The 22,654-nt window shown below is 30.8% G+C and carries 41 protein-coding genes; 23 read left to right on the forward strand and 18 right to left on the reverse strand.

Annotated elements, in window-relative coordinates; all coding sequences use genetic code 11:
• Positions 1 to 63 precede the first annotated feature (63 nt).
• The 14 genes from Q0W06_RS10765 to Q0W06_RS10830 form a co-directional block, all read right to left on the reverse strand.
• Positions 64 to 312, reverse strand: a complete 249-nt coding sequence (locus Q0W06_RS10765; RefSeq protein ID WP_297635056.1) for a hypothetical protein — start codon at positions 310 to 312, stop codon at positions 64 to 66.
• A 10-nt stretch (positions 313 to 322) separates the two neighbouring features.
• Entirely contained in the window at positions 323 to 1,369 is a 1,047-nt protein-coding gene (locus Q0W06_RS10770) for a hypothetical protein (RefSeq protein WP_297635058.1), read from the reverse strand.
• A complete protein-coding gene (locus Q0W06_RS10775; RefSeq protein ID WP_297635060.1) occupies positions 1,369 to 2,190 on the reverse strand; it encodes a hypothetical protein in 822 nt (273 codons plus the stop codon). The genes Q0W06_RS10770 and Q0W06_RS10775 overlap by 1 nt, the downstream gene beginning before the upstream one ends.
• Positions 2,187 to 2,693: a hypothetical protein gene (locus Q0W06_RS10780; RefSeq protein WP_297635062.1), complete on the reverse strand. Its 507-nt coding sequence runs from the start codon at positions 2,691 to 2,693 to the stop codon at positions 2,187 to 2,189. The genes Q0W06_RS10775 and Q0W06_RS10780 overlap by 4 nt, the downstream gene beginning before the upstream one ends.
• Positions 2,694 to 2,703: 10 nt before the next feature.
• Positions 2,704 to 2,907: a hypothetical protein gene (locus Q0W06_RS10785; RefSeq protein ID WP_297635064.1), complete on the reverse strand. Its 204-nt coding sequence runs from the start codon at positions 2,905 to 2,907 to the stop codon at positions 2,704 to 2,706.
• Positions 2,865 to 3,650 carry a putative HNHc nuclease gene (locus Q0W06_RS10790; RefSeq protein WP_297635066.1) on the reverse strand — a complete coding sequence of 262 codons (786 nt, stop codon included), beginning with the start codon at positions 3,648 to 3,650 and terminating at the stop codon, positions 2,865 to 2,867. Before Q0W06_RS10790 ends, Q0W06_RS10785 begins: the two co-directional genes overlap by 43 nt.
• 21 nt (positions 3,651 to 3,671) lie before the next feature.
• Positions 3,672 to 4,427 (reverse strand): 3'-5' exonuclease, encoded by a 756-nt coding sequence (locus tag Q0W06_RS10795; protein ID WP_297635068.1) that lies wholly within the window; start codon positions 4,425 to 4,427, stop codon positions 3,672 to 3,674.
• Positions 4,424 to 5,188: an ERF family protein gene (locus Q0W06_RS10800; RefSeq protein WP_297635070.1), complete on the reverse strand. Its 765-nt coding sequence runs from the start codon at positions 5,186 to 5,188 to the stop codon at positions 4,424 to 4,426. The genes Q0W06_RS10795 and Q0W06_RS10800 overlap by 4 nt, the downstream gene beginning before the upstream one ends.
• Before the next feature lie 15 nt (positions 5,189 to 5,203).
• Complete coding sequence (locus tag Q0W06_RS10805; protein ID WP_297635072.1) at positions 5,204 to 5,362, reverse strand: hypothetical protein; 159 nt, start codon at positions 5,360 to 5,362, stop codon at positions 5,204 to 5,206.
• Positions 5,359 to 5,688 (reverse strand): hypothetical protein, encoded by a 330-nt coding sequence (locus Q0W06_RS10810; protein ID WP_297635075.1) that lies wholly within the window; start codon positions 5,686 to 5,688, stop codon positions 5,359 to 5,361. Before Q0W06_RS10810 ends, Q0W06_RS10805 begins: the two co-directional genes overlap by 4 nt.
• A 70-nt stretch (positions 5,689 to 5,758) precedes the next feature.
• Entirely contained in the window at positions 5,759 to 5,914 is a 156-nt protein-coding gene (locus Q0W06_RS10815) for a hypothetical protein (RefSeq protein WP_297635077.1), read from the reverse strand.
• 36 nt (positions 5,915 to 5,950) lie between these two features.
• Positions 5,951 to 6,148 (reverse strand): hypothetical protein, encoded by a 198-nt coding sequence (locus Q0W06_RS10820; RefSeq protein ID WP_297635080.1) that lies wholly within the window; start codon positions 6,146 to 6,148, stop codon positions 5,951 to 5,953.
• Between the two features lie 2 nt (positions 6,149 to 6,150).
• Positions 6,151 to 6,426, reverse strand: coding sequence for a hypothetical protein (locus Q0W06_RS10825; RefSeq protein WP_297635083.1), 276 nt, complete (start codon positions 6,424 to 6,426; stop codon positions 6,151 to 6,153).
• A gap of 33 nt (positions 6,427 to 6,459) precedes the next feature.
• Positions 6,460 to 6,654: a hypothetical protein gene (locus Q0W06_RS10830; protein ID WP_297635086.1), complete on the reverse strand. Its 195-nt coding sequence runs from the start codon at positions 6,652 to 6,654 to the stop codon at positions 6,460 to 6,462.
• A 457-nt stretch (positions 6,655 to 7,111) separates the two neighbouring features.
• Between Q0W06_RS10830 and Q0W06_RS10835 the strand changes: the two genes are divergently transcribed.
• From Q0W06_RS10835 to Q0W06_RS10845, 3 genes are all read left to right on the forward strand, one after another.
• Positions 7,112 to 7,861 carry an XRE family transcriptional regulator gene (locus Q0W06_RS10835; RefSeq protein WP_297635089.1) on the forward strand — a complete coding sequence of 250 codons (750 nt, stop codon included), beginning with the start codon at positions 7,112 to 7,114 and terminating at the stop codon, positions 7,859 to 7,861.
• 85 nt (positions 7,862 to 7,946) lie between these two features.
• Positions 7,947 to 8,483, forward strand: a complete 537-nt coding sequence (locus tag Q0W06_RS10840; RefSeq protein ID WP_297635092.1) for a helix-turn-helix transcriptional regulator — start codon at positions 7,947 to 7,949, stop codon at positions 8,481 to 8,483.
• Position 8,484: 1 nt separating this feature from the next.
• Entirely contained in the window at positions 8,485 to 9,264 is a 780-nt protein-coding gene (locus Q0W06_RS10845) for a hypothetical protein (RefSeq protein ID WP_297635095.1), read from the forward strand.
• Between the two features lie 46 nt (positions 9,265 to 9,310).
• Here Q0W06_RS10845 and Q0W06_RS19660 read toward each other — a convergent pair whose 3' ends face one another.
• Positions 9,311 to 9,427 (reverse strand): peptidoglycan-binding domain-containing protein, encoded by a 117-nt coding sequence (locus tag Q0W06_RS19660; protein WP_366516771.1) that lies wholly within the window; start codon positions 9,425 to 9,427, stop codon positions 9,311 to 9,313.
• A 130-nt stretch (positions 9,428 to 9,557) separates the two neighbouring features.
• Positions 9,558 to 9,890: a hypothetical protein gene (locus Q0W06_RS10850; RefSeq protein ID WP_297635098.1), complete on the reverse strand. Its 333-nt coding sequence runs from the start codon at positions 9,888 to 9,890 to the stop codon at positions 9,558 to 9,560.
• Between the two features lie 230 nt (positions 9,891 to 10,120).
• Between Q0W06_RS10850 and Q0W06_RS10855 the strand changes: the two genes are divergently transcribed.
• Entirely contained in the window at positions 10,121 to 10,333 is a 213-nt protein-coding gene (locus tag Q0W06_RS10855; protein ID WP_297635101.1) for a hypothetical protein, read from the forward strand.
• A 48-nt stretch (positions 10,334 to 10,381) separates the two neighbouring features.
• A complete protein-coding gene (locus Q0W06_RS10860) occupies positions 10,382 to 10,732 on the forward strand; it encodes a hypothetical protein (RefSeq protein ID WP_297635104.1) in 351 nt (116 codons plus the stop codon).
• Here Q0W06_RS10860 and Q0W06_RS10865 read toward each other — a convergent pair.
• Complete coding sequence (locus Q0W06_RS10865) at positions 10,729 to 11,076, reverse strand: hypothetical protein (RefSeq protein ID WP_297635107.1); 348 nt, start codon at positions 11,074 to 11,076, stop codon at positions 10,729 to 10,731. The genes Q0W06_RS10860 and Q0W06_RS10865 overlap by 4 nt on opposite strands.
• Positions 11,077 to 11,286: 210 nt before the next feature.
• Here Q0W06_RS10865 and Q0W06_RS10870 point away from each other — a divergent pair, with 210 nt between their 5' ends.
• The 4 genes from Q0W06_RS10870 (at position 11,287) to Q0W06_RS10885 (ending at position 13,510) form a co-directional block, all read left to right on the forward strand.
• The gene (locus Q0W06_RS10870; protein ID WP_297635110.1) at positions 11,287 to 11,478 is read left to right on the forward strand and encodes a hypothetical protein; all 192 of its coding nucleotides are present in this window, start codon (positions 11,287 to 11,289) and stop codon (positions 11,476 to 11,478) included.
• Positions 11,479 to 11,754: 276 nt separating this feature from the next.
• Positions 11,755 to 12,786 (forward strand): replication initiator protein A, encoded by a 1,032-nt coding sequence (locus tag Q0W06_RS10875; RefSeq protein WP_297635113.1) that lies wholly within the window; start codon positions 11,755 to 11,757, stop codon positions 12,784 to 12,786.
• A gap of 168 nt (positions 12,787 to 12,954) precedes the next feature.
• Positions 12,955 to 13,251 (forward strand): hypothetical protein, encoded by a 297-nt coding sequence (locus tag Q0W06_RS10880; RefSeq protein WP_297635117.1) that lies wholly within the window; start codon positions 12,955 to 12,957, stop codon positions 13,249 to 13,251.
• A gap of 49 nt (positions 13,252 to 13,300) precedes the next feature.
• Positions 13,301 to 13,510 carry a hypothetical protein gene (locus Q0W06_RS10885; RefSeq protein ID WP_297635120.1) on the forward strand — a complete coding sequence of 70 codons (210 nt, stop codon included), beginning with the start codon at positions 13,301 to 13,303 and terminating at the stop codon, positions 13,508 to 13,510.
• 32 nt (positions 13,511 to 13,542) lie between these two features.
• Here the strand turns inward: Q0W06_RS10885 and Q0W06_RS10890 are convergent, their stop codons facing one another.
• Positions 13,543 to 13,929, reverse strand: a complete 387-nt coding sequence (locus tag Q0W06_RS10890) for a hypothetical protein (RefSeq protein WP_297635123.1) — start codon at positions 13,927 to 13,929, stop codon at positions 13,543 to 13,545.
• Positions 13,930 to 14,119: 190 nt separating this feature from the next.
• On the opposite strand from Q0W06_RS10890, the gene Q0W06_RS10895 reads away from it, so the two are divergent.
• The 14 genes from Q0W06_RS10895 (at position 14,120) to Q0W06_RS10960 (ending at position 22,653) form a co-directional block, all read left to right on the forward strand.
• Entirely contained in the window at positions 14,120 to 14,386 is a 267-nt protein-coding gene (locus Q0W06_RS10895) for a hypothetical protein (protein ID WP_297635126.1), read from the forward strand.
• Between the two features lie 91 nt (positions 14,387 to 14,477).
• The gene (locus Q0W06_RS10900) at positions 14,478 to 14,603 is read left to right on the forward strand and encodes a hypothetical protein (protein ID WP_297635129.1); all 126 of its coding nucleotides are present in this window, start codon (positions 14,478 to 14,480) and stop codon (positions 14,601 to 14,603) included.
• Positions 14,603 to 14,887, forward strand: coding sequence for a hypothetical protein (locus Q0W06_RS10905; RefSeq protein WP_297635132.1), 285 nt, complete (start codon positions 14,603 to 14,605; stop codon positions 14,885 to 14,887). Before Q0W06_RS10900 ends, Q0W06_RS10905 begins: the two co-directional genes overlap by 1 nt.
• Positions 14,874 to 15,161 (forward strand): hypothetical protein, encoded by a 288-nt coding sequence (locus tag Q0W06_RS10910; RefSeq protein WP_297635136.1) that lies wholly within the window; start codon positions 14,874 to 14,876, stop codon positions 15,159 to 15,161. The genes Q0W06_RS10905 and Q0W06_RS10910 overlap by 14 nt, the downstream gene beginning before the upstream one ends.
• 17 nt (positions 15,162 to 15,178) lie before the next feature.
• Complete coding sequence (locus Q0W06_RS10915; RefSeq protein ID WP_297635139.1) at positions 15,179 to 15,415, forward strand: hypothetical protein; 237 nt, start codon at positions 15,179 to 15,181, stop codon at positions 15,413 to 15,415.
• Between the two features lie 21 nt (positions 15,416 to 15,436).
• Positions 15,437 to 15,763: a VRR-NUC domain-containing protein gene (locus Q0W06_RS10920; protein WP_297635141.1), complete on the forward strand. Its 327-nt coding sequence runs from the start codon at positions 15,437 to 15,439 to the stop codon at positions 15,761 to 15,763.
• Positions 15,764 to 15,778: 15 nt separating this feature from the next.
• Positions 15,779 to 16,531 carry a phage regulatory protein/antirepressor Ant gene (locus Q0W06_RS10925; protein WP_297635142.1) on the forward strand — a complete coding sequence of 251 codons (753 nt, stop codon included), beginning with the start codon at positions 15,779 to 15,781 and terminating at the stop codon, positions 16,529 to 16,531.
• 13 nt (positions 16,532 to 16,544) lie between these two features.
• Positions 16,545 to 17,066, forward strand: a complete 522-nt coding sequence (locus Q0W06_RS10930; RefSeq protein WP_297635144.1) for a hypothetical protein — start codon at positions 16,545 to 16,547, stop codon at positions 17,064 to 17,066.
• A gap of 14 nt (positions 17,067 to 17,080) precedes the next feature.
• Positions 17,081 to 17,488, forward strand: coding sequence for a hypothetical protein (locus Q0W06_RS10935; protein WP_297635146.1), 408 nt, complete (start codon positions 17,081 to 17,083; stop codon positions 17,486 to 17,488).
• Entirely contained in the window at positions 17,478 to 17,645 is a 168-nt protein-coding gene (locus Q0W06_RS10940) for a hypothetical protein (RefSeq protein ID WP_297635148.1), read from the forward strand. The genes Q0W06_RS10935 and Q0W06_RS10940 overlap by 11 nt, the downstream gene beginning before the upstream one ends.
• A 12-nt stretch (positions 17,646 to 17,657) precedes the next feature.
• Positions 17,658 to 17,975: a hypothetical protein gene (locus tag Q0W06_RS10945; RefSeq protein WP_297635150.1), complete on the forward strand. Its 318-nt coding sequence runs from the start codon at positions 17,658 to 17,660 to the stop codon at positions 17,973 to 17,975.
• Between the two features lie 210 nt (positions 17,976 to 18,185).
• Positions 18,186 to 18,833 (forward strand): phage terminase small subunit-related protein, encoded by a 648-nt coding sequence (locus Q0W06_RS10950; protein ID WP_297635153.1) that lies wholly within the window; start codon positions 18,186 to 18,188, stop codon positions 18,831 to 18,833.
• Complete coding sequence (locus tag Q0W06_RS10955; protein ID WP_297635156.1) at positions 18,823 to 20,496, forward strand: hypothetical protein; 1,674 nt, start codon at positions 18,823 to 18,825, stop codon at positions 20,494 to 20,496. Before Q0W06_RS10950 ends, Q0W06_RS10955 begins: the two co-directional genes overlap by 11 nt.
• A gap of 12 nt (positions 20,497 to 20,508) precedes the next feature.
• Positions 20,509 to 22,653, forward strand: a complete 2,145-nt coding sequence (locus Q0W06_RS10960; RefSeq protein ID WP_297635159.1) for a phage minor head protein — start codon at positions 20,509 to 20,511, stop codon at positions 22,651 to 22,653.
• Position 22,654 lies beyond the last annotated feature (1 nt).

A 22,654-nucleotide genomic window follows, 5' to 3' on the forward strand; every position in this document is an offset into this window, starting at 1 on the left:
TTCCTGGGTCTCCATCCCAGGGTGCAATCCAGCACCCTTTTTGGATTTTTATAACATATGACATTATTTAATCACCTCTATTAAATAAATTTTCACACTGCTTTTATGTGTTCTAATTACCTTCCACTCTTTCAAAACTCTTTCTATTTCACGTTTCCACCAACCTATTTCTTCTAATGAAGCGCTTTGATTATTACCAAACCCACAATTTATGCATTTGAAATTATTATCAGTTTTAATTCTAGTATCTTTTTCTAGGTTATGTATTTCTTCAAAAGTTCGCTCACCACAATTACCACAAATCCAAGGCACAGTATTCCTCCTATTTATTTTTTAAAATCTCGATAGTTTTTTTGTTAATTTTTTTTATTATATCTTCTAATGGTTCAAACACCAATATTGTTTGGCCATCACCTTGTTTATCTAAAACTCTATATTTAATTCCTGCTAAATTTAAAATAGTTGCCCTGTTGGTAGTTCCATATACTTTTAAAGTAGCGTTACACCAAGAAGTTTTACAAAATTTTCCATTACCTAGAATTCCGGCAATGAAAGCTTTTTTTGCATTTGCCAAGTGATTTTGTGTAGATAAAACCCAACCTGATTCTTCTTGTTTTTTATCGAAGACAATTTCTATACCTTTGAGTTTTGCAATCGTATTTATAAATTCTCGATTTTCTCTTATAAACTTAAACTGTTCTCTAAGTTCTTCTCTTTTCTCTTCATAATTCTTGAAGTTGACATTTATAGAACATTCTTTTTCAAAATTTCCAATTTGTTTATCTTTCCACTCTACTAAAAGATTATCAAGAATCTCTTTATCCACGCCCTTGTTTGTTAATAGTTCTTTAAGAGTGACATGTCTATTAAAAGTTAATTTCCCAACTGCCTTTTCATATTCTTTTAAATCAAATCCTAAATCAAACCCTCTAAGTAAAGCGTTGTATTCATTTATTATTTTCTCTTGAACCTCATTCACGATATAAACAGTTTCCTTTTTATTAGTAAGTTCTTTTATTTGCTTAGTCTGATTATCAATAGTTTCTTTTTTTTCAGTCAGTTCTAACTTTAATTTTCTTATTTCATCATATAGTTCTGTGTTTTTTATTTTTGATTCATTTTCTTCAAATAAACCTAATATATCTTTTATGCTTTTTGTAGGATCTAATTTTAATGCTCTTGTTTTTAAGTTTTTTAAAAAATCCTTTTTGTTAGTTTCAGAACTCTTAAAACTTACATTTTTAAAATCCTTCTCCATTATTGCTTCATAATCCATATTCTTACCAACCCATTGCTCAAAGTTAGTAGCTTGAACCAAATCTATTTCATAATCAGATATTAAAATTTTCTTTAAATTAAATTTTCCCATTATTCCCCCACCTCTATCAATTTTTTATATTTATTCAACACATTTTCTAATCTAGTAACAGTAGATTTAAAGAATTTTTTATCTTTTCCAGCTTCTATACCAGGTAAAGTTGTTTCAAATTTTTCAATTGCTTTTAATCCGTAATCTTTAAAAATTCTAAGCTTTGAGTAAATCTCATTCCATAGAAGTGCTTCGCCTTTGAAGCACTCTGGAAGAGTTTCATTTTCCCATAATGTGCTGTTATCTGTTTCATCACAATATTTTTTAGATAATGAATCTAACTCGTTTTTTAAAGTTTCATGATTGTACATATATTCATTGTATTTATAAGTTTTAAATAGCATGCTACCTAACCAGCTCATGCATATATTTATCTCTTCTTTAAATTTACCAGTAAAAACAGGCTCGTAATCTAGATTTAAATTTAAATCATCCTCTCCCATCATAACGATTAATTTTTCATAATCATCAGCGGTTTTAGCATGGAATGTTCTACACTTTTTAGCAAAATAACTTTCAATTTCAAACAGTTTACAAAGTATCATTTCAAGTTCTATACCCATAAAGAAAGTTATTAAGTTGTCACTTGGAACTATATCTAAACTAAAATCTTTTAAAAATTTAGTAAGTCTACCTTTTAATTCCATTCTTTTTTTAAATTTCATATTTCTAGCTTTTGTTCTCTCTACCTCACACATTGTAGTAACAAAAATTTTAGCTTGTTGATTATAGTAAGGATCATTGCTGCATAACAATTTTTCTATTAATTGCAAGTTTCTCTCTCCATATATATTTTCAAGATATTTCAGTTCTTTATTCATAGCTCTCCCATGTCCTTTAAATCTTTAAAAGCTTTTTGTATTGTGCTTTCGCTGCATTTGAAATATAGAGCTACCTCTGATTTTGGAACTTCATTCCTTTTAAATTCTTTTAAAATTTCTTTATTTTTAGAATTTGCAAGTATACCTTTTTTTCTAGGATTTAATTTGCCTAATTCAATGCTCTCTTGAACTTTTCTGACAACAGTAGCAGTACCGCAACCGATTATTTTTGCAATTTCCTTATAGTCATATCCATTGTAGTACAACTCTTCAAACCCTTCCCAATTAACTCTCTTTTTTCTATTTTGCTTATTTCTAATTCCAGAATCAGAAATTATATTTTTTAATTTTTCCCCATAATATTTATCTTCTATTTCATTGAATTTCTCTCTAGACATCTTAATATGAGCACACACACCATCATTAAATAAGAAAATACCTTTATGACCATAATCCCAGTAACTCAAATCTGTGACATTATTAAGTTTATCTAATAGTTCCATAATACCCTCCTTAAAATCTTGGTCCTCTAACAATTAAGTTATCTGCTACTACATTTCCAATTTGTGATCCTATTCTGTATTTAATTTTTGAATTTGTACCTCTACTTTTAATAGCTTTTTCTCTAATCTCTTTAACATTAAGCTCTATATCCGTTTCTCTATTAGCTCTCTTCATTTTCTTAACTTCTTTTCTTCTCTTAGCATTTCTCCCCATTGTTCCCCCTCCAGTTTATATTTTTCTTTATCAAATGCTTGAAAATGATTTGGGTATACTTTTTTTAGTGCTTCTACTAAATTTGGATTTAACCAAACAGTTTGAATATGCCATTTCTTTTCAAAAGCTTCCCATGATGTACCATGTCTTTCAGTATGATGTTCTCTACACAATGGTATAAATCCAGTTTGTAATCCATCGTCTAGCTCATATTCAGTTCCCAGAGGTGGCTCATGGTGTAAATCCACGTTATATGTTGTTCCACAACATGCGCACGTTTTGCTGCTTAGACAAACTAACCCATATCTTCGTAAGTCTGGAACTACCTCTCTAGCTGTTTTTATAGTCCTCTTCTCTCCATAACCTTCGTATAAAATTAAGTTATAACCATTTTGGATAGCCCATTCTATAATGTATGTTATGAAGTCTGTAGCAATCTCTTTGCTAGCTGCATTAGTTTTACTAGGAGAGAGAGAAAAATATTCAATCTCCCTTAGCTTACAGAACTCATTTTGAAGTAACACTCTCATTTCTTGACCTGTATATCCAATTAGTTCTCCAAGCTCTTTTAGTAAAATGTGAGCTAGTTTCATTTGCTCTAAACTTAAAGTAGTAATCGTTTGAATCTCCCATTTACAATTTTGTAAAAATTTTTTTAATCTAATTACCTGATCTGGTTTTAAATTATCTGAAATTTTTAGAGTGCATGTATTTTTCTCTACATTTGTGATTAATTCATGCATAAAAATACTCCCCCTATATTTTTATTTAGTTTTTAATTTTATATCCATTCTATGAGCTTTTCTAAGAACAGATTGCAATGTTCTACCAAGTCTATCCGCTGCATTTTGAGCTGTATCTTGTGTAACTTTTAAAAACTCTTCTTCTTCTGTAGTCCATCTCTCAAACATTCTTGGATATAAGGTTCTGTTATAAGTTTCATCAAATTTTGACTTTATTATATATTCCAAATGCTCATATAACTTTTTAGTAGCTCTAATGTCGTTCAATGCATCGTGAGCACCATCAAGTTTAATTCCAAAAGCTTCACAACAAGTTTCAAGTTTATTATTCTCTAAATAATCTATAACTTCTAACAGTTGCAAATTTTTCATCATTGACAAAGTGTCAAAGTTGTATTTGAAATCTACAAATGAACCTAGATATTTATTTCCAATCCTGTTGTACCACTCCATCAATTTAGTAAAATCGAACTGGATATTGTGGCCATAAAGAGTAAATTTATCTCCTTTTTTAAAAGGATCTACAAACTCAGATAAAATTTCTTCAAATTGTTTTGCAGCTTCCTCTGGAGATTGGTAAGAGTTTATTTCTTCTAAAGTTTTTCCAATTATTTCCAGAGCTTGTGGAGATATATCTGCTCCATCGTGAGGTCTCATATTTATATCAAATTCCTTTTCTACTCCACCTACTTCCATAATCCCAGCTATCTGCACGATAGCTGAGTTTGGAGTTGTTCCAGTTGTTTCTGTGTCTAAGAACAATTTTTTTAATTTCATTGTTTCCCTCCTGTTATATATTTATGTATAAGTTTCAACTGCTTTATATTTGCATCCTCTAACTTTTCAATCTTATGATAGGCAAGTTGCTTTTTAAGTTTTTCTTCATCTTCTCCAGTTGCCTTTAGAATACGATTCCTATATTCTTCAATGCTTAAATTATCATAAATAATACCTAAAGCTATATCACTTGCTTCACCTAATCCCTTTATTCCATAAGGCTCTAACTGAGCATTAAGTCTATCTACATCTTCGCCAACAAGTTTAAGTATAAATTCTATACATTTTTGTCTGTCAAAAGGCTTTTGTTCTGGTTTTGATTGCTCAAACTCGGAGTCAACCTTAGTATTCCTATTAGGTTTTTCTTCCTTTTGTTGTGTTTTAGGTTGTAAATCAACTGTGTCTGTTTCAGAAATTTCATAAGCGTTTAGATATAAGTATCTTCTTAAATAAGTTTGTTCTCCGCCAAGATTTTGTATATTGGCTGCTCCCTTTATATTCACTTGGCATCTATCTATAGAAAACTCTATTGACTCTTCGCTTTCGCAATCATAAAAAGTTAGAGTTGATTTTTCTGCGCCTGGAATAAATATAGAAACCATTTTTAATTCAAAATTTATTTTATTTATATGAGGTAAAAAATCTCCTAATTCATAATATTCGTAATTTGAAAATTTATTATATCCAGTTTTTTTTAATTCTATTTCTAATAACTTCACCCTTGCTTCGGCTAATTTTAAATGTATTTTTCTTCCTTCCATATCTCCTCCTTTTAACTACAAACTGTTTGAAACATCCTCAAAATATTGGTCCTCAGCTTCGTTTTCAGCTAGGACCATTTCTAAATCTTTCACTATTTCTATTACAACTGCTCTTGCCGCAGTGTTCAAATTATCGTTATCTAACATTGCTTTATATTTATCTAGTAACATCATAGATAAACACCAAACTTTTTACTTGAATATGTTCGCTCCACTTTTCTCCGCTTCTTCCTGGAGTCCTTAACTCCGGTTTCTAGCTCTCTAAAACATTTTCTAGCATATTCCCTCTGAGATTCCATTAAATCATCATTTTGATTAAGGAAATCTCTCAACATCTCCCATTTTTCTAATATCATTTCTCTTATTTTGTTTTTAACAGCTTTATCAAGGCCATTTAGCAGTACCCCATCTGCACCAAAGTATATTTTGCTCTCTTTCTTACTATCCCACTCCATAACTGCATACACAGATTGAGCATAACCGAATCTTTTTATTTCCATTTTTTTAACACCTCCGAGATTAACTTTTGAAAAACTACCCCTTTTTTCAAAGAGGTTAGTTTCCTAAAAACTAATCTAAATCCCCTTTTAAATCAGAAATAACAAACATCCAAATAGATTTTTTCTCAGGATCTTTTTCCCTCTCCATCATTTCCTCGTAAATTTTGATTTTCCCATCCACTATTTCTCTTAAAACCATTAACTCACCCCTTTTTAGTTTTTTCAACTAGTCCCACCTAACGAGGATGGGACCGTTCAACAACTAAAAATCTCCGCCAACCATTTGAGCCGCTTCTTCATCGAAATTTTCTAAGCACTTTAGTTCTAGAGACATTTCTTCTAAATCGGCTATACACTCAGTAGCATGGTTAAAGTTATTGTTTTCTAAAGCTATCCTTACCTGATCTCTTACCTCTATAATTTGAGCTTTTATTTCTTTTATTTTTTCTAATCTATCCATTTTTACATCACTCCTTTTAAACTTGTAAATTGCTGATTCATCTCGTACCACATCTCCCAATTCTTATCAGCTACTTTTTCTAAAGGTTTAAACTCTTCTGGATGAGTCGCTTGTATTCCTGAAATTTCCATAGCTATACCAATCGTGGCCATTTGATTTTTTAAATTTATCGGATCTTGTTCATTGATGATTTGCTTTTGTAAATCTAGCATTAATGTAGCTCTCATCATATCTATCTCGACTTTTGATAAAACTTTTAAAAAATCTCTAGCCGCCATTTTTTCTTCAATCGTCATCTTTAAAACCTCCGTTTATATATTTTCTAATATTTCTACTGCTCTACCCTGTTCCCTAACTCTACAAAACCATAATGAGTTTTTATAAACCTCTTCATTTTTCAACTCCGGATTAGCTTTTTTCAGTTCCTCGAATTTCTTTTTAAACTTCCTAACCTCTTGGTTGTATTTCACTCTGTGTTCAACCAACATAGTTTTAACTAGCTCCATTAAAATCTCCCCTTGTACTTTATTTTGAAGTTCAATTTCCACTTGATCCAATCAACCAAGCTTAACATTTTGGATTTCCTTAAAGCATTGTTCTTCACTCCCGATGAAGATTGTTTTCCATTCGTTGTCTTTCTTTAATTTTAATTCGTAATAGCCGTTATTCTTAACAACTCTCATTTCTCTTCACTCTCCTAAACTCCCTCTACATGAGGGTTATTTTATTGTTTATTGTGCAAAGTGTGGTATATTATGATGTGTAATTTGTTAATGTTAAATAAATCGGAATTAATCTTTCACGTTTTAAACGTTTTTTAGATTCAAAATTTTTTAACTTCCAAATTATAATAACATTATACACGTTAAATTCGAGAAAGTAAACATTTTTTTTTAAAATATTAAAAAATATTTACTTTTATTGATATAATTCACGTAATAAACGAAAGGTGGAGGAAGTTTTATGGACACGTTGGGAATTGCAGTTAAGAAACTAAGGGAAGAGAAGGGCTACACACAAATTCAACTAGCTAAAAAAGCCGGTATAGGGAGCGGAACTCTAGGAGATATAGAAACAGGTAAAAACAAAAGCACTGTAAAGACTATTAACAAAATAGCGAAAGCTCTAGAATTAAATCCTCAAGAAAAACTAAAATTAGATGAAGCTTTTTTAGGTAGAAAAATCCCAAAAGAAGATAATATAGTGGCTCAAATAAAAGACCCTATGAAAATGATGGTTATTCCTGTCTACTCAAGTGTAGCAGCAGGAATGGGATATATACCAGATGCAGAGCCTGTGGACTTTATAACTATTCCAGAAACTAGTGGAGAATGCATAGGAATTAAAGTTCAAGGCGATAGTATGGAACCAACATTTTTTAGTGGCGATATCGTAGTTCTAAAGAAAGATATAGAAGTCGGACTGGGAGAAATAGGTGTATTTATGAATAAAACATCTGGTGAATCACTCGTAAAAAGATTAAAAAAGAAAAATGGAATTTTTATTTTAGAAAGTGATAATCACATTTTCAGAGATATAGAGGTAAAATCAGATGAAATTTGTTGCTGTGGAAAAGTTATAAATGTTGTTAAAAAAGATTTGAAAAAAAGAGTAAATCCATTACAGGAATTATTAGATGATATTCCAGCTGATAAATTAGCACTAGCAGAAAAATTATTGAAAACTTTGATACCAGATGAGGATAAAAAATAGTAAAAATAAAATATCCGACAAAATATAACAATTAGTTTTAGTATTCCGACAAAATATGTTATAATTTTATTTGGAAGGTGATAAAATGAAATTAATTGGAGAAAATATAAAAAAGTATAGGATAGAAAAAAAATTAACTCAAAAAAAATTAGCAGAGAAATTACAAATTTCTCACAAATATCTTTCAGATATAGAAACAGGTAGAAGAGTTCCTTCTGAAAGTTTAATAAAAAAAATAAACAATTTTTTTGAATTGCCTAAAAGTGATGAAATAAAAAAAGATGCTGCAGAATATATTGTATTTAAAACTGAAATTTTGAGAGAAATTAATAAAAAAAATAAAGTTTTAAGTGATATAGAGCAACAGATAAAAATAAAGAAAAGTCAGTATGAAAAACTAGAAAGAACTACTGGTGTTAGAAGTAAAATTACTTGGCTTTGTATAGAAACTCAGAAAAAAATAGCAGAAAATATGACTGAAATAATCGCCACGTACAATTTAGCAGATTGCGAGAGTCAAAAATTAACTATACCAGCACTGAAGCAGTTAGTATTTCATTTAAAAAATATCGAAGAAAATTTAATAAAGATAATAAATAATGATACTTTGGAGGTAAAATAAAATGAGTTCAAATGTTTTTGAAAAATATAATATTCCTATTCCTAAAAGAGATATTACGGAGTTTCAAGAGGAAGATGTTACTAAAATACTAACATTTAAAGTAGGAGTGATGGTTCCTAGAGTATTGCGTGAATTAGATAAATTTATAGATAAAAAAAATCAACTCAGCGCAAGACAAGCTTCTTTGATTTATAATGGAAAGAATGACAAAAGAGAAAATTATAGAATGGAAAATTACATAGGAAAGTATGGTAAATTTTTTACAGATATTGAACTTAATATAAAAATTGCTTTAGAAGATATTTTGGAACAAGTTATAAGTGATATGGCTAATTACGATAAAAACACAAATAGAAAAGAAAAATTTTTTAATACAGTAGATAGTGTTCCTGGACAAGTTTTTATATTCATTATAGGAACTATTTCTATTGGACAATACATGTTAGATCGTTATGGATATATAAAAAATGGTAGATATTTAGAACAAGTTTTACTAGCTAAAGAAGATTTAGCCAATAAATCAAAACAAATATTCAAAGATACAAATAGAGGAAAATATACTTATGAAGAGGCAACTGAAATTTTCAAAAAATTAATAGATGAAAAAATACAAAAACAAATGAAATTTGATATTGAATTATATGAAGAAATAAAATTTGAGAATGATTTATTTAATTTGTGTACCGAAGAAAGTTTAAACGATTTAGTTTATCAATTAGTTGATGGTGCGCGACAGAAGGTTACAAATCAAATGAGATTAATAGAACTAAATGAATTTTGATTTTATAAAAATATTCAAGCGAAAAGCACCCAATAAGGGTGCTTATTTAAATTAATCCATCTGTTTTTTGTCTTAAAATTTGAATAGTTTTAGGTCCTGCTATTCCATCAGGAGTAAGTCCATGATCTCTTTGAAAATAGATGTGATGATAAAGAGAACCCAATATGGGTGGATGGAAAAATAACCTTTTATGAACTCTAGAGAAGAGTTTTTATTAAAGCGCAATAAAAAAATAGAAATATAAAAACCACTAATTTAATAGTGGTTTTTATATTCTTAAACTAATCTGTAATTTAATTTGGTCTTGTTGCAGACACTTCGTATTTTTCTAAAATTTCATTTTGGTTGTAATAAACAGTCAAGAAATACTTCTCGCCTTTCATCCCCTCTAAAGGAGTTCCAACGACTTCCCAAAGCCCTAAAGTGAACAATGATAACGCTCCATTCGCAACAGCTCTTCCTGTACTAGGTTCGTTCCCTCTTTCTAATTCGTATATTTCTATAACACCATTCGAATTATTGATAACCCTTGCAGGTTGCTGACCAACTTTTGCAAAAACCATAGATCTGGTATCTCCTTTGTTTATTGCACTTAAATTAGCCTCTTTAGTTCCAGACGCTGCCATGACAGCTGAACACCCTTGTAGAGATACTAAAGTTCCTAAGCATAATAAAAAAATAAAAATTTTCTTTTTCATAAAACAATCCCCCTGGTAAATCTTAGTATATAACAACATAAAAATAATACCCTAGCAATAATAAAAAGTCAAATTTGTTTAATAAAAAAATAAAAAATATTTACTTTCTCGTCTAAAACATGTATAATTTATTTAAATTTTATTAAGGAGGTCCTAGTATGTTCGATGAAAAAAAAGAAGCCTTAAAAATTTCTTCGAAACTCGAAAATTTAATTAAAACAAAGAGGATAAAAGCTGCAGATATATGCACTTTTTTACATGTGAATAAGCAGACTGTAAGCAACAATAGGCAACTATTAAAAAGTGGTAAATTGCCAAACGGCAGATTTTTAATTGGTATAATTAGATTTTTTAATGAAAATTTTTTGTAAAATCTACACGTTTAAAAAGTGAAAAAAATCAATACACAGGAGGTAATTATGAATAGATTATCAAAATCAGAATTAAAAGAGATGTTTAGCAAAAACGAGAATGTGTCTTTAGTGGAGGAGAATAGTCCTCAATTTGTTACTAACGGTGCAAGTGACAACTTAGTTGTATGGTTCAAGAATGTTCAAAGTAAAAAAAGAGTTATGAGAGCTGGTAGAAAGGTGAATTCAAGTAAAAATTATTTAAACTTTAAAAAATGGAGCAAACTGAGCGGAGAAGAGTTGTTTGTAAATATCTTAGTAAATTGTACAGGCCATAATAATTTGAATGGGTTGGCGTTTGGAGGACCTCTCGATAAAAACAAAGGTAACGGAGGTCCATTAGTATTGCAATATTATTAAATAATTTTTTTACCTAACCAACCTTTTATAAGTACTGTTTCACTGTCGGGTGTTTCTTCAATATCAAAAGTAAACCATAAATTTTTATTAGTGAAGCAGTCAATATTACAAGTGAATAATGTTTCTAAATAACCTTCGATACCATAAACAGTGTATTCGATAGTTGTTTCTTTAGCGAGAGTTAATATTGTAGAACAATCAAAATCATCTTTTGTTTCAAAAACTGCAGATACTCCATAGTTAGGAAAATCAAGCTTAACTACACCATTGCGTTTCTTGATGATAGCATCCTGAGATTCAAGTATCTCAAAATCTTTTTCTAAAACAGAAAAAATGTTACTCATAGTAATAACCTCCATAAATTTATTTTTGTTTTGTGGTGATTCAATTATAACTTTTTGAAGGTTCATATACAAGTCAATAACAAAAAGAGCCGCTAAATGAATAGCAGCTCTCTCGCAGTCAGTTACATAAGTAACTCCAACCAAGTTAGTATTATTATATTTTGTTTATTATTAAATGTCAATTTAATAAATTTTAAGGGGTGGTAATTTATGAAAAACAAACTTTTTATTGATGAAAGCAAGGGTAAAGTTTTTTTAAACGGAGAAGAAATCGAAGGTGTACACAGTGTTGAAATTAAAACAAAGCATACACCACAAGATAGATTTCCAATTAAAACAGCTATTATTGAAATTGAATTTAAAGATTTAGAGATTCTTGGAAATGAGTGCAGCGGCGATTGAAGCAGCTATGTTAGATAATACCTCCATTAAAAATATATTTTTCTCGACAATTAATATATACCTTCCTGGAGGGAGAAAATCAAATAAAAAAAAGCCAGAGTGGGAGCTCTGACTTTTTGAGAGTGTTAAGAACCAAGTACACCTTGACATTGACATTAACAACCCTACTACGAATACTTAAATTATATAAGGGTTTGAGCATAATGTCAAGGGGCTAAAAATTAAGGAGGACATTATAAGTATGCAACAATTTAAAAGAATAGAGGGGGAACAAGAATGAGATTAAAAGCCGAAGATTTAGAAAGAAGAGAGTTTCTACAAATGCCAAAGTGGCTATACGAGCTAAAAGGGCTTAAGTCTATAGATAGAGAAATATATATGCTTGGTTATAACAACTGGAGATTATCTGAGCAAAATAATTGGATAAATGAAAAAGGGGAAATCTATTTTTTATTATCTCTTTCATCTTTAGAAGCTGCCACTGGAGAGACTAGAAAAGCTATAATAGCTTCTTTAAAGACTTTGGTTGAGCATGGTGTATTTGAAGCTGAGAAAGCTAATGGTAAGGCAACTAAATATTTTTTAGTTGAGATGAGTAGAAAAGAAACTTCAAATTTAGTTATTAACAGAGCAAAAAGTGAAACTAGGAAAAGACAAAAAAAAGAAACCGGTGTGGAAATCGCTACTGGTAATACCGGTGTCGAAAACCACACTGGTACCAGTGTCGAAATCGCTACTGCAACCAGTGTCGAATTCGACACCCTAATAAGAACTAATAATAATAACAATATAATAAGAACTACTACTAATATAAATAATATAGATTATAAAGAGCCAGAAATTGAAATCGAGACCAAAGATTCTAGTAGTAGTTTTCTTTCAGAAAATTTAAAAGAATTAAAAAAATATCTAATGGAACATATCCAGGATATACCAACATGTAAAAACATAATGTTCCTAGTAGAAAACAGAGGATTAACTTTAGAGAGAATCCAAACAGTTGTGGAATATTCTAAGAAAAATAAAAAAGGGAATGGATATATCTATTCAGCTTTAGAAAATAATTGGGATATATCAGAAAAGAAAGCAACCGTTCCCTCTCCAGTGCCAACTAAGAAAAAACAAACACTAGGTGAGGAAGAGTTAAAAGATTCTTTACTACCAGAGGAGAGAGAATATGAGGAACTGGAGTTTAAAACACATAATATTATCAAAAAACAACCTGATCTAGTAAAAGAGTTTTATAAAATTAGAAACTTGGAACAACTAAAACAATTTATAGATAAAAATAATATAAAAGTTTCATAAATTTTCAAAACACCGTAGCGTATACCAAGTTTAAAATCAAATTAAACTAGGTCAATTATATCCTAAAAATGATTTTAAGTATATTTCATGAGTATTTTAACGTCAAAAAGTTAAAAAGGCTTTAAAATTAATTTTAGAGCTTTTAAATAAAAAAAGGGAGTGAGTGTTATGGAAAGATTTATTAAAAATTTTCAAAGGGTTAAAACAGAGGTTGAAGGGCTTGGAGCAACAGGGGAACAAATTTTAGTTGAATTTGTAAAAAATTATCAAAATTTGAAAGATGAAAAATCAGAGTTTGGAGCAACAATTATCGATGTTGATATTAAGCTTAATAAAAACGAAATCACTTTCGAAGCGAAAACAAAAAATGGGAATATGGAGATTATAGCAAGTACACCTAAGACTTTTTCTTTGATAGAGGATGATAGGGAAGTAAGTATGTCCGGTCAGATTTTAGTTAGATAACAAATCCAGGCAGTAAAATTTATTATAAAAAATTTTGGAGGTATAAAAAATGATTACATTCGAAAAACTATATGTTTCTTACGAGAAAAAAGTAATTTTAGGGGCGTTTACTAGCGAGGAGTTAATAGACGAACTTATGTCTAGAGACAAAGACGCAATAGCGATTATGTTATTTAAGCTTGCAAAAGATTATGATGAACTAAAAAAAGAGCAAGAAGGGAGATACGTTCCACCTGGAGCAAGAAAAGATGAAAAATAATTAAACAGTTGTCGCCTATTTAGATTATTTTACTATATCGCTTTATTTAGAAGCTTGATGTTGATATTAAAAGTTTGGTCGCTGTTCAATATAACTTCTATGTCTTCTTCGGATATTGTATAAGAACGATAATTGGTATTTAAAACATGACTCGGAATTTTGGTATTTGGTATTTTCAGACCAGGGTATAAAAAAACTTTGTATATACCCTTAGCTAAAATATCCATATCATAAGTCAAAGAAAAAATTGAAAAAGAATCGTCTACAGAGAACACTTCAACGGACTTATGAAATGTTGAAGCATAATCATTATCACCACTTATAAGCGGTGACGATAAAAAAATATTTTTAAAAAAATCAAACTCAAAGTCACTCAATTTTGTGACTACAGAATTCGGTAATATAAATCGACTTTTCACTAAAAACCCCCTCCGGATAAATAGGCGACAATTAATATATACCTTCTTGGAGGGAGAAAATCAAATAAATTTAAATCATGGGGTGAGTTTATGTTATTTAGACTATTTACAAGATCATGGATTAGAAAAACTGAAGTAACATCAAAAGGTGTGCCTGGAAGTTATAAATATAGGAGAGGGGGCAAATAGAATGGAAGTTTTATATAGTTTGTTCACAGCTTTAGCTTCGCTAATGGTAACCATGGTTATGATTATTGAGCAAAGACGCCTAAAAGAAGAAAATAAGGAATTGAAAAAAGAACTGTCTAAAAAACAAGACGAGAACAAGAGAAGTGCACTGGAAGTTGCAACAGACTTTGTTGAAATTTGGGATGGATTGTCTATAGACGATGAAAAATTAAAAGCTGAATTAACCATAAAATTATTAAATGGTGAAATCAGAGGAATTGAAAAATGAAATGTACCATGTTTTGTATTATGATATTTTGCTACTATCTGTGGTTTAAGTGGATAGCCGGCGGTAAATGGATAAAATAGGAGGGGTAGCTATGAAACAAGTTGAAGCAGCTGTAAAAGGTGAATGTGAAGGATGTTTTTATCATGAGAACAAGATTATTTGCATACATGTACCTTGCTCAGATAACAAAATATGGGTGCAGGAGGATGAGAAGTGATGTTTATCAGAAAAAAAGGTGGATTTGAGTTTGCAATAATGACAGACTCAGAGTTAAAGGATCATCACAAATTGTGTCTTGATGAAGGATTAACTTTAGGTATTTATTTAGAAAGAGAGTTTCAAATAGTCAAAGTGGAAGATGAGTATACATTGTTTGAGGTAAAAGAAGAACTGTTTGATATGATGCCAGAGTGGAAAAGGGCTGCAAAAAGTAAAGAATTTTCAAATTTCAAGTTAAAAGTACAAGAATTTTTTAGAGGGGTGGAAAATGAAACAGTTTAAGTATATGGATGAATATTATTTTGAACCACAACAAAGTATCGTAGGAAAAATGGAAAAGATAGATGAGGAATATTTAGAGGTAAAACAAGCCCAAGAGTATGGAGGAGCTGAAACAACTAGTGAGTTAGCTCAGGAAGTATTAGATTTAATATTGGTGAGTTTCAATTTCTTAAAAAAATTAGAAGCTGAAGAAATGATAGATATACCCAGTGAACTGTTTAAACATCAGGTTAAATTAAATGGATATTTGGAGACAGGTAAGTATAAAAAATAAAAAATGGGGGTTACCGAGTGACTAAAAGAGAAATAGTGCAATTTATGGCAATTGCAAATGGAGTACCGGAAGTTGATTTATCAAAGATAGAAACTAAAGATTTAGTAGCAGAGTTAAGATCTAGAGAAGAAGTGAAGTTTCATTATGTTGAGGAAGGTATGGAGTGTACTTTAGAAACAAATGAATTTGATGGAGAGATAGAAGGTCCGTTAATTTTATTAGAAATAGAAGATTGGGAGTTAAAAGGGGAATAGTACAAATCAAGGGGGAATATTATGAAAGAATCAGAAATTCAATCAGGCATAATAGATTATCTACAAATTTTAGAGAACAGGGGAAAGATATTCTTTCAAAGGGTCAATAACACTCCGGTGTATGACCCTATAGGAAAGAAGTTTAGAAGTATGCCTAAAGGAACTAAAAAAGGGTTTCCAGATATATTGGTTTTAATGAATGGAAGAACTATAGGATTTGAAGTAAAGACAGCAACAGGAAAACAGAGTAAAGACCAAAAGGATATTGAGAGTAAATTTAAGCAACATGGACAAGAGTATTTTGTGGTTAGAACAGTTGAGGAAGTAATTTGTATATTATCTAAGTAATGGAGGGGTTAACTTATGAATTTAGTGCAAATAGAAAATAAAAATGGAAATTTGGTTGTAAGCAGCAGGGTGGTAGCGGAGCAATTAGGAAAAGAACATAAAAGAATAATGCAGGATTGTAGAGACAAGCTAGAGGTCGGTGCTGAATTCGTGCAGACCTCTTATATAGATTCTTGCAATAGAGAACAGCCAGAGTTTATGTTAACTAAGGATGGATTCATACTGCTTTGTATGAATTACCAAGGATACAACGATTTTAAAAGAGCTTATATAAATGAGTTTAACAGAATGGAGAGAGAACTAACTCTAAAAAAAGATTCATACATGATAGAGGATCCAGTAGAAAGAGCTAAAAAATGGATAGCTGAACAGGAAGAGAAAAAAGCATTACAAATAGAGGTGCAAGTAAAAGAACAAGTAATCCAGGAGTACAAACCAAGAATAGAGTATCTGGACACTATACTAAATTCACAGGACACAATGACAGTAACTCAGATAGCAGCAGATTACGGAATATCAGCCAAGAGATTGAATCAAATATTACATGATGAGAAAATGCAAAGAAAAGTTGGTGGCCAGTGGTTGCTTTATACAGATCATATGAATAGAGGATATACTAGGTCAGAAACAACAGAGATACGTTTAAAAGAGGGGAAAAACAAATTAGTTATAAATACTAAATGGACCCAAAAAGGAAGAGTAAAGATACATGAAATTTTAACAGAACTTGGAATAGTAGCAAATATGGATAGAGAAAAAATAGCTTAAAGGGGGAATTAAAATGTATTTTATGATAGGAACTGGAGTATTAGCAGTAACAACAGTAGGATTTGCAAGAGAAGCATGGAAATTACATAAAAAGTTAGTAACAACAGAAAAAGTATTAAATCGTAGAACAGATGATGTTGAAGCAGCATTATATCAGATGAAAGAAAAACAAACAAAGTTAAACAGAACAGAGACAGCGCTTGGAGCTGTAAAAGTATCTCTGAAAAAAGCAGAGGAAAAAGTGGTTATCCTGGAGGGAGAAAAGAAAAGAATAACTAAGGAAATAACAACTGTTAAAAATACTGTTCAAGAAGCTAGAACAGAAATAAACAGTTTAAAAATAGATAAAGAAGATCTAGAGAAAAAATTAAAAAAAGCTGAAGATTATCACAATAAAGTTAATGCTGAAATAAAAAAAGTAAAAGCAGAGTCAGAGGCAGTAAGTAGAAATATGGACTTAATATTAAATGGATCTAGAAATGTTAGAAGAGATTTTGTAAAAAATGGAATGAAAAATATAGAACTGTATAGATAATTGGAGGGGGAACAATGAATATATCAGATAAAATGGGGTTGTATTTACTGGAGAAGATGGATAACGATTTAGAAAGCAGCAAGAATCAAATAAAAGTTAAAGAAGAGGTTATTGAAAAAATAGGAGTATGCAACGCACAGTTAGCAGAACAAATAGAAAATTGGAAGTATAAATATTTGAAATTAGATGAAGAGTGTTGCGAGTTAAAAAAGAGAAATAAAGCTCTTGAAAACGATAAAGTGTTCCATGTGAATGAGATTCAAAAAAGAAATAGTGAAATGAAAGTTTTGGAAAATAAAGTAAAGGAATTGAAAGGAAAATTAGAAGTTGCAACAGCTATGGTAGGCATAAAAAATGAAGTAATTCCAACTCCTGTTCCAAATAAAAGGGGAAGAAAAAAAGGTGTTGCAAATGGACAATGAGAAAGCACTAGATAGAGTTGAGGTGTTATCTGAAAAGATAGCATCCAACTGTAAAGCATATAAAGAAACCGGAAATTTAAACACATTGGCCACGCTTAAAAGTGTTGTTGAATTGACACTGAAAGAGATGGAGGGATTTGTAGCTAGTTTTGATTAGTGAGGGGATAACATGAAGATGTATTATAATTCTGATAGTGTTAATAACTGTACAGAAAATGATAGTATATTTGCACATAGGGATGTAAGTATATTGCATGAAGAACGAGTAGGAGTTAAAAATGCTGTAATGGATACAATTATAGATGATGAGATAGAATCTCTTTCAAAATCAGAAAAAAAATACTGGTCACTATATAGGAGAGGGATAAAAAATAAAATTATTGCAGAAGAGATGGGGATAAGTCTAGTAAGGTGCAGACAACTAAAATTTAGAGCCACTAGAAAAATTGAAAAAATAGCTAAAAAGCTAAAAGAAAGATTGGGTTAAAATATTATTGAGAAGGTTTAAAAAGCCTTCTCTTTTTTTATTTGTAAAAAAAATAAAAATATTATTAAAAACGTTACCATGTGTGGTAACGCTAGAGTAAGAGTGAGGAGTGGTGTTTAAAACACATGTAAAAAAGATACTCTGGGGAAAATGGCGGGAGGGTAAAAAATGAAAATGGTCAGAGGACCAGCCTTGAAAGAGGGTGGTTAAATGAGGGGAAAAGCGAAAGAATTATACGAAAGTGGATTCGGAAGTTTGAAGAAAATAGCGGAAGAACTGAACATTTCTGAGAACACTGTAAAAAGCTGGAAATCTAGAGATAAATGGGTGCAACCAACATCAAAAAAAGGTGCACCCAAAACAAAAAAGGTTGCACCCAAAAAAATCAGAGAAGTTGCCAAAGTACTTATTGAAGAGGGGTATAGCATAAGTGAAGTAGCGAAACAAATCGAAACACCTAGAGGGACTATAGGAAGATGGAGTGCAGAAGAAAATCTTCAGCAATCTCAACTTGAATATTTGAAACAGTTTAGAGAAAAGTACAAAGAAAAAGTTGAGAAAAATAAGCTTAAAAGATTGGAGATAAATGAGGTTGCATTGAAAGCTATTGTTTCTGAAATAAGAGGGTGGGAAATGACTGAGAGTATATCTAAATCATCTCTAGAAAAACTCATGTTAAATGAGCAAGTCGAAAGGCTGATACTAGATATAGATAGAATAGATAAACTTGAACGATTTGAATTAGATAAAGAAACTAAGCAACTTCAGAATCAGAAACTTGCAAAAGAACTTAACCCAGATGATGAAAAAACTGAGGAAAAGACAATAACTGCAGTGAGGAAAAAATATGGGTTGTAAAGATTTGATAGAAGAAAGAAAAAAGTTATGGGGGATAACCAAGGACATAGATGCGGATCTAGAGTGGAGGGTAGCTTCTTGGAGAGAGATAATCTCTGATAGAAAAATATTTGAAGAGTTACTGGAAAAGCCTTGGTTGTTAATAGAATTACAATTTGTAGTTATAGATAAGGATTTTAATGAAGTGCCTTTTTTCTTGAATGAAGTCCAGAGAGATTTTCAAGATAATACATTAGGGCCACTTTATATCAAACAACTCTACAAAGAGGTGGAGCAGATAAAAATTAAAATCTTAAAAGGTAGACAACAGGGATTTACAACTTATATAACAGCATTCCAATTATGTTTAGCTTTAACACTACATGGATTCAGAGGGTTTACTATGGCTCATGATTCAGAGTCAACGGGCTCTATATTTACAGATATTTCAAAAGGTTTCTACGATTCCTTGATAGATGAAATTAGAGAAGAGCCTAAAAGGTCAAATGCTAGAGAGTTAGTTTTAGAAAGTAATAAATCAGCTTGGAGAGTTGCTACAGCCGGAAGTAAAAGAGCCGGAAGGGGTAAAAAGTTAAAAATGTTGCATAACTCAGAAAAAGCCTTCTGGGAAAGTATGAGAAAAAATGCAGCAGCAATATCACAAGCACTTACTAAATACTCTATAGAAATTGATGAAACTACTGCAAATGGATTTAATGAGTTTAAAGAGGATTGGGATGAAATAAGAGAGGGGAATTCAAAGTGGCTAGGCGTATTTTATGCATGGTATAGAACAAGTGAATATAGAAAAAGTTTTAAAGGTACAAATTACACTGAGTATGAATTTCTTGAAGCGGTAGAGAATGGAGAGAGATTCATGGGGGTAGACTCTAAGTTTATGAAACTTTTAAATCAATTACTAAATACTGCTGGATTAGATAAATATCAAGTTCATTGGTACTTTGATAAAAGATTGGAGCTTAAAGACTTAGTGTTTCAGGAGTATCCTTGTACAGAGGAGCAAGCGTTTCTATACTCTGGTAATCCTTATTTTGATATAGAATTACTAGATTTACTGCTTATGAAAAAATACAAACCTTTGGAAGTTTTAAACAATGGGGAAATAGAGATATATGAATATCCCTCTCCTGGAGAGAGATATGTAATAGGTTCTGACGTTGCTGAGGGATTAGAGGAAGCTGATAGCTCAACTTTCTTTATATTAAATGTTAGAACAGGGGAAGAGGTGGCAAATGGGGAATATATAATGACACCAGATAACCATGGAAGAATTTTAGATAAATACTCTAAGATGTACAACAATGCTTTGATAGCGGTTGAAAGAAATAACCATGGACACTCAGTGTTAAACACTCTTGAAAATGAATGCAAAGCTTCTTTGAGGTTATACATCACACAAGCTGATGCAACTTCAGTAAGGAAAACTCAAAAAGATAAATATGGTTGGCAAACAACAGAGCCTTCGAAATATTTTATGTTAGATGAGTTAGATACAGCCATTAGGAGAGAGTATATAAAAATTAAATCAACAAGAACTTTAAAACAGCTTAGATCAGTTATAAAAGAAAATGGAAAAATTAGTGTTAATGGAAAAGACTTAGTTGTTGCAGTTGCAATAGCTTGGGCTGTTAGAAAATCAAGACCGGTTGCTGCTATGTGGTAATGCTTGGAGGGGGTGATAAAGATAGACACAAAATCAATTGTTATTGATAGTATAGATATTCCTAGTATTTCTAGACAACAAGAGGGTTTGGATGTTGAAGCTATAGAATCGCTTATAGGCAATTTAAGTGTATCTACTCCGTTAATGTCACTTACGAGAGGAGTTACATCTAGAATACTTAGGCTAGTTCCTATGCATCCAGAAGATGAAGAAATAGCCAATGAGATACAGATGAGAGGTGCTAAAACTGAAAATTTTAATGATTTTCTTAATAAATTAGCATTAGCTCCATTTTTCGGCTATGTAGTGCATGAAAAAGTTTACAACGAAGATTTTACTATAAAAAGATTAGAGTTTGTTCCGTTTAAATGTTTGAAGTATGACAAAGAAAAAGGATTGTTACTAAAAGCTAAAAATGGGGAGATACCTATAACTGAGGATAAATTCTTGGTTTCTGTATTTGATAAAACTTTAGATAGACCTTTAGGTAAAAGCTTATTTGATTATGGGCTTAAAGAAGTATATGACGATTTAGCAGATGTTGAAAAAAAAGTTCGTGGATTACAAAAAAAATACGGAAATATTGTTAAAGTATTTGGTTATCATGCTGAGGAATTGGAAGGGAAAACACCAGAACAAATATTTGAGTATTTAAAAGAAAAAGCTGAAAAGTACAACAACATGCTTGGGACTACAGATGCAATGGCTGCTCCAATAAATCCAACTGTACCACTAGCTAATCAAATACACTTTATATCTTTAGCAGATTTAAAGATAGATATGCACAAAGCTCTCATGATTAGGTATGAAAATAAGATAGAAAAATTTATCAAAGGTTCAATTTATTCAGAGAGTACAGCGGGATCACAAGCAAAAGATAGAGTGCAACAAGATGAAAAAGAAAAAATAGAGGACCACATAGCTAAGTTTATGAGTTCCGAATTAAAAAAACTTTTAATATCTGATGCATTATTCTTTGGGTATCAACCAGAATGTTTCTCATTTGTATTTGAGCTGGACCAAGGGGAACTTGCAACGGAAGAAGTTATGCAAGCTAGGGAAAGAACTAAAAAAGAGAAATTAGGAGTTTTTAGAGAATTGATCTCTTTAGGGTATAAAGTTAAAGCTGAAAGAATAGCTGAAGCAGCAGGACTAAAACTTGAAGATATAGAAGAGTGTGATATTCCAATAGTAGAGTTTAGCAAAGATAAAAAAAAAGATTATCTAGAAGCTAGAAAGCAGTTTAAAAGAGATTTAGACAATAAATTTCAAAATGTTTTTGAAAACAAGTGGGGGGCATTAGCTACAATCATAAATGAAAGCTGTAAAAAGGCTTTTAAGAGCTTTGATATAACTAACCCAACTATTGTGTCGATAGATATGGAGGAAATGGAGAAATTCTCTCTCCTATCGATTTTAAATGGATATTACAATGCAACTTTAAAACCTATTTACGAGTTTAATGTAGAAAGTGAGATAGATCCTTTTGAATTACCTTTTGAGGAAGCTATAAATTATTTTCTAAATAAAGTTCCTGTTCTCTATGACCATATAGAGTACATAACTGAAATGAATAAAACTAATTTTTTCTGGCTTAAAAAGAGCACTGAACTTGAAGTTACAAATAGAATAATGAAAAGTTTATCTACTACACTAGAGAATGGCCAAACATTCAAAGAGTGGTATAGCAAGCTAGATAATGAGTTAATCACTTTAGGGCTTGGAGATAATGGTTATTATGCAAATTTAGTATTCAGAAACAATATGACTACAGCTTATAACGTAGGAAATTGGATGCAATATACTGACAACTTAGAGAATTCTCCATATGGATTATACGACGGAATAGACGATGATAGACAATCGACTATTTGCAAGTTGTTAGATGGAAAGGTTTATAAATTAACTAATCCTATATGGAGTAGTATTTATCCTCCTAATCATCATTTTTGTAGATCATCTGTAATATCTTTATCAGCAGAAGAACTTGAGTATTATGGTTTAAAACTAGATAGAGTTACAGCAGATGTTAAGAATTTAGATTTAGGAACATTCAATACTAACCCAGCACTAGGATATGCCAAGACACTTGAAAAAGGTTATAAGAAAAAAGAAAAAGTATTTAATCAACAATCAGAACAATTAAAACTTTTGTAGG

This window comes from uncultured Clostridium sp. (genome assembly GCF_947072515.1).
GTDB lineage: Bacteria > Bacillota > Clostridia > Clostridiales > Clostridiaceae > Clostridium.

Bases quoted from the DNA above. Each gene is read 5' to 3' on its own strand.
- Q0W06_RS10770 (WP_297635058.1), bottom strand. From the start codon at position 1,369: ATGGGAAAATTTAATTTAAAGAAAATTTTAATATCTGATTATGAAATA.
- Q0W06_RS10775 (WP_297635060.1), bottom strand. From the start codon at position 2,190: ATGAATAAAGAACTGAAATATCTTGAAAATATATATGGAGAGAGAAAC.
- Q0W06_RS10780 (WP_297635062.1), bottom strand. From the start codon at position 2,693: ATGGAACTATTAGATAAACTTAATAATGTCACAGATTTGAGTTACTGG.
- Q0W06_RS10785 (WP_297635064.1), bottom strand. From the start codon at position 2,907: ATGGGGAGAAATGCTAAGAGAAGAAAAGAAGTTAAGAAAATGAAGAGA.
- Q0W06_RS10790 (WP_297635066.1), bottom strand. From the start codon at position 3,650: ATGCATGAATTAATCACAAATGTAGAGAAAAATACATGCACTCTAAAA.
- Q0W06_RS10795 (WP_297635068.1), bottom strand. From the start codon at position 4,427: ATGAAATTAAAAAAATTGTTCTTAGACACAGAAACAACTGGAACAACT.
- Q0W06_RS10800 (WP_297635070.1), bottom strand. From the start codon at position 5,188: ATGGAAGGAAGAAAAATACATTTAAAATTAGCCGAAGCAAGGGTGAAG.
- Q0W06_RS10805 (WP_297635072.1), bottom strand. From the start codon at position 5,362: ATGATGTTACTAGATAAATATAAAGCAATGTTAGATAACGATAATTTG.
- Q0W06_RS10810 (WP_297635075.1), bottom strand. From the start codon at position 5,688: ATGGAAATAAAAAGATTCGGTTATGCTCAATCTGTGTATGCAGTTATG.
- Q0W06_RS10820 (WP_297635080.1), bottom strand. From the start codon at position 6,148: ATGGATAGATTAGAAAAAATAAAAGAAATAAAAGCTCAAATTATAGAG.
- Q0W06_RS10825 (WP_297635083.1), bottom strand. From the start codon at position 6,426: ATGGCGGCTAGAGATTTTTTAAAAGTTTTATCAAAAGTCGAGATAGAT.
- Q0W06_RS10830 (WP_297635086.1), bottom strand. From the start codon at position 6,654: ATGGAGCTAGTTAAAACTATGTTGGTTGAACACAGAGTGAAATACAAC.
- Q0W06_RS10835 (WP_297635089.1), top strand. From the start codon at position 7,112: ATGGACACGTTGGGAATTGCAGTTAAGAAACTAAGGGAAGAGAAGGGC.
- Q0W06_RS10840 (WP_297635092.1), top strand. From the start codon at position 7,947: ATGAAATTAATTGGAGAAAATATAAAAAAGTATAGGATAGAAAAAAAA.
- Q0W06_RS10845 (WP_297635095.1), top strand. From the start codon at position 8,485: ATGAGTTCAAATGTTTTTGAAAAATATAATATTCCTATTCCTAAAAGA.
- Q0W06_RS10850 (WP_297635098.1), bottom strand. From the start codon at position 9,890: ATGGCAGCGTCTGGAACTAAAGAGGCTAATTTAAGTGCAATAAACAAA.
- Q0W06_RS10855 (WP_297635101.1), top strand. From the start codon at position 10,121: ATGTTCGATGAAAAAAAAGAAGCCTTAAAAATTTCTTCGAAACTCGAA.
- Q0W06_RS10860 (WP_297635104.1), top strand. From the start codon at position 10,382: ATGAATAGATTATCAAAATCAGAATTAAAAGAGATGTTTAGCAAAAAC.
- Q0W06_RS10865 (WP_297635107.1), bottom strand. From the start codon at position 11,076: ATGAGTAACATTTTTTCTGTTTTAGAAAAAGATTTTGAGATACTTGAA.
- Q0W06_RS10870 (WP_297635110.1), top strand. From the start codon at position 11,287: ATGAAAAACAAACTTTTTATTGATGAAAGCAAGGGTAAAGTTTTTTTA.
- Q0W06_RS10875 (WP_297635113.1), top strand. From the start codon at position 11,755: ATGAGATTAAAAGCCGAAGATTTAGAAAGAAGAGAGTTTCTACAAATG.
- Q0W06_RS10880 (WP_297635117.1), top strand. From the start codon at position 12,955: ATGGAAAGATTTATTAAAAATTTTCAAAGGGTTAAAACAGAGGTTGAA.
- Q0W06_RS10885 (WP_297635120.1), top strand. From the start codon at position 13,301: ATGATTACATTCGAAAAACTATATGTTTCTTACGAGAAAAAAGTAATT.
- Q0W06_RS10895 (WP_297635126.1), top strand. From the start codon at position 14,120: ATGGAAGTTTTATATAGTTTGTTCACAGCTTTAGCTTCGCTAATGGTA.
- Q0W06_RS10900 (WP_297635129.1), top strand. From the start codon at position 14,478: ATGAAACAAGTTGAAGCAGCTGTAAAAGGTGAATGTGAAGGATGTTTT.
- Q0W06_RS10905 (WP_297635132.1), top strand. From the start codon at position 14,603: ATGTTTATCAGAAAAAAAGGTGGATTTGAGTTTGCAATAATGACAGAC.
- Q0W06_RS10910 (WP_297635136.1), top strand. From the start codon at position 14,874: ATGAAACAGTTTAAGTATATGGATGAATATTATTTTGAACCACAACAA.
- Q0W06_RS10920 (WP_297635141.1), top strand. From the start codon at position 15,437: ATGAAAGAATCAGAAATTCAATCAGGCATAATAGATTATCTACAAATT.
- Q0W06_RS10925 (WP_297635142.1), top strand. From the start codon at position 15,779: ATGAATTTAGTGCAAATAGAAAATAAAAATGGAAATTTGGTTGTAAGC.
- Q0W06_RS10930 (WP_297635144.1), top strand. From the start codon at position 16,545: ATGTATTTTATGATAGGAACTGGAGTATTAGCAGTAACAACAGTAGGA.
- Q0W06_RS10935 (WP_297635146.1), top strand. From the start codon at position 17,081: ATGAATATATCAGATAAAATGGGGTTGTATTTACTGGAGAAGATGGAT.
- Q0W06_RS10940 (WP_297635148.1), top strand. From the start codon at position 17,478: ATGGACAATGAGAAAGCACTAGATAGAGTTGAGGTGTTATCTGAAAAG.
- Q0W06_RS10945 (WP_297635150.1), top strand. From the start codon at position 17,658: ATGAAGATGTATTATAATTCTGATAGTGTTAATAACTGTACAGAAAAT.
- Q0W06_RS10950 (WP_297635153.1), top strand. From the start codon at position 18,186: ATGAGGGGAAAAGCGAAAGAATTATACGAAAGTGGATTCGGAAGTTTG.
- Q0W06_RS10955 (WP_297635156.1), top strand. From the start codon at position 18,823: ATGGGTTGTAAAGATTTGATAGAAGAAAGAAAAAAGTTATGGGGGATA.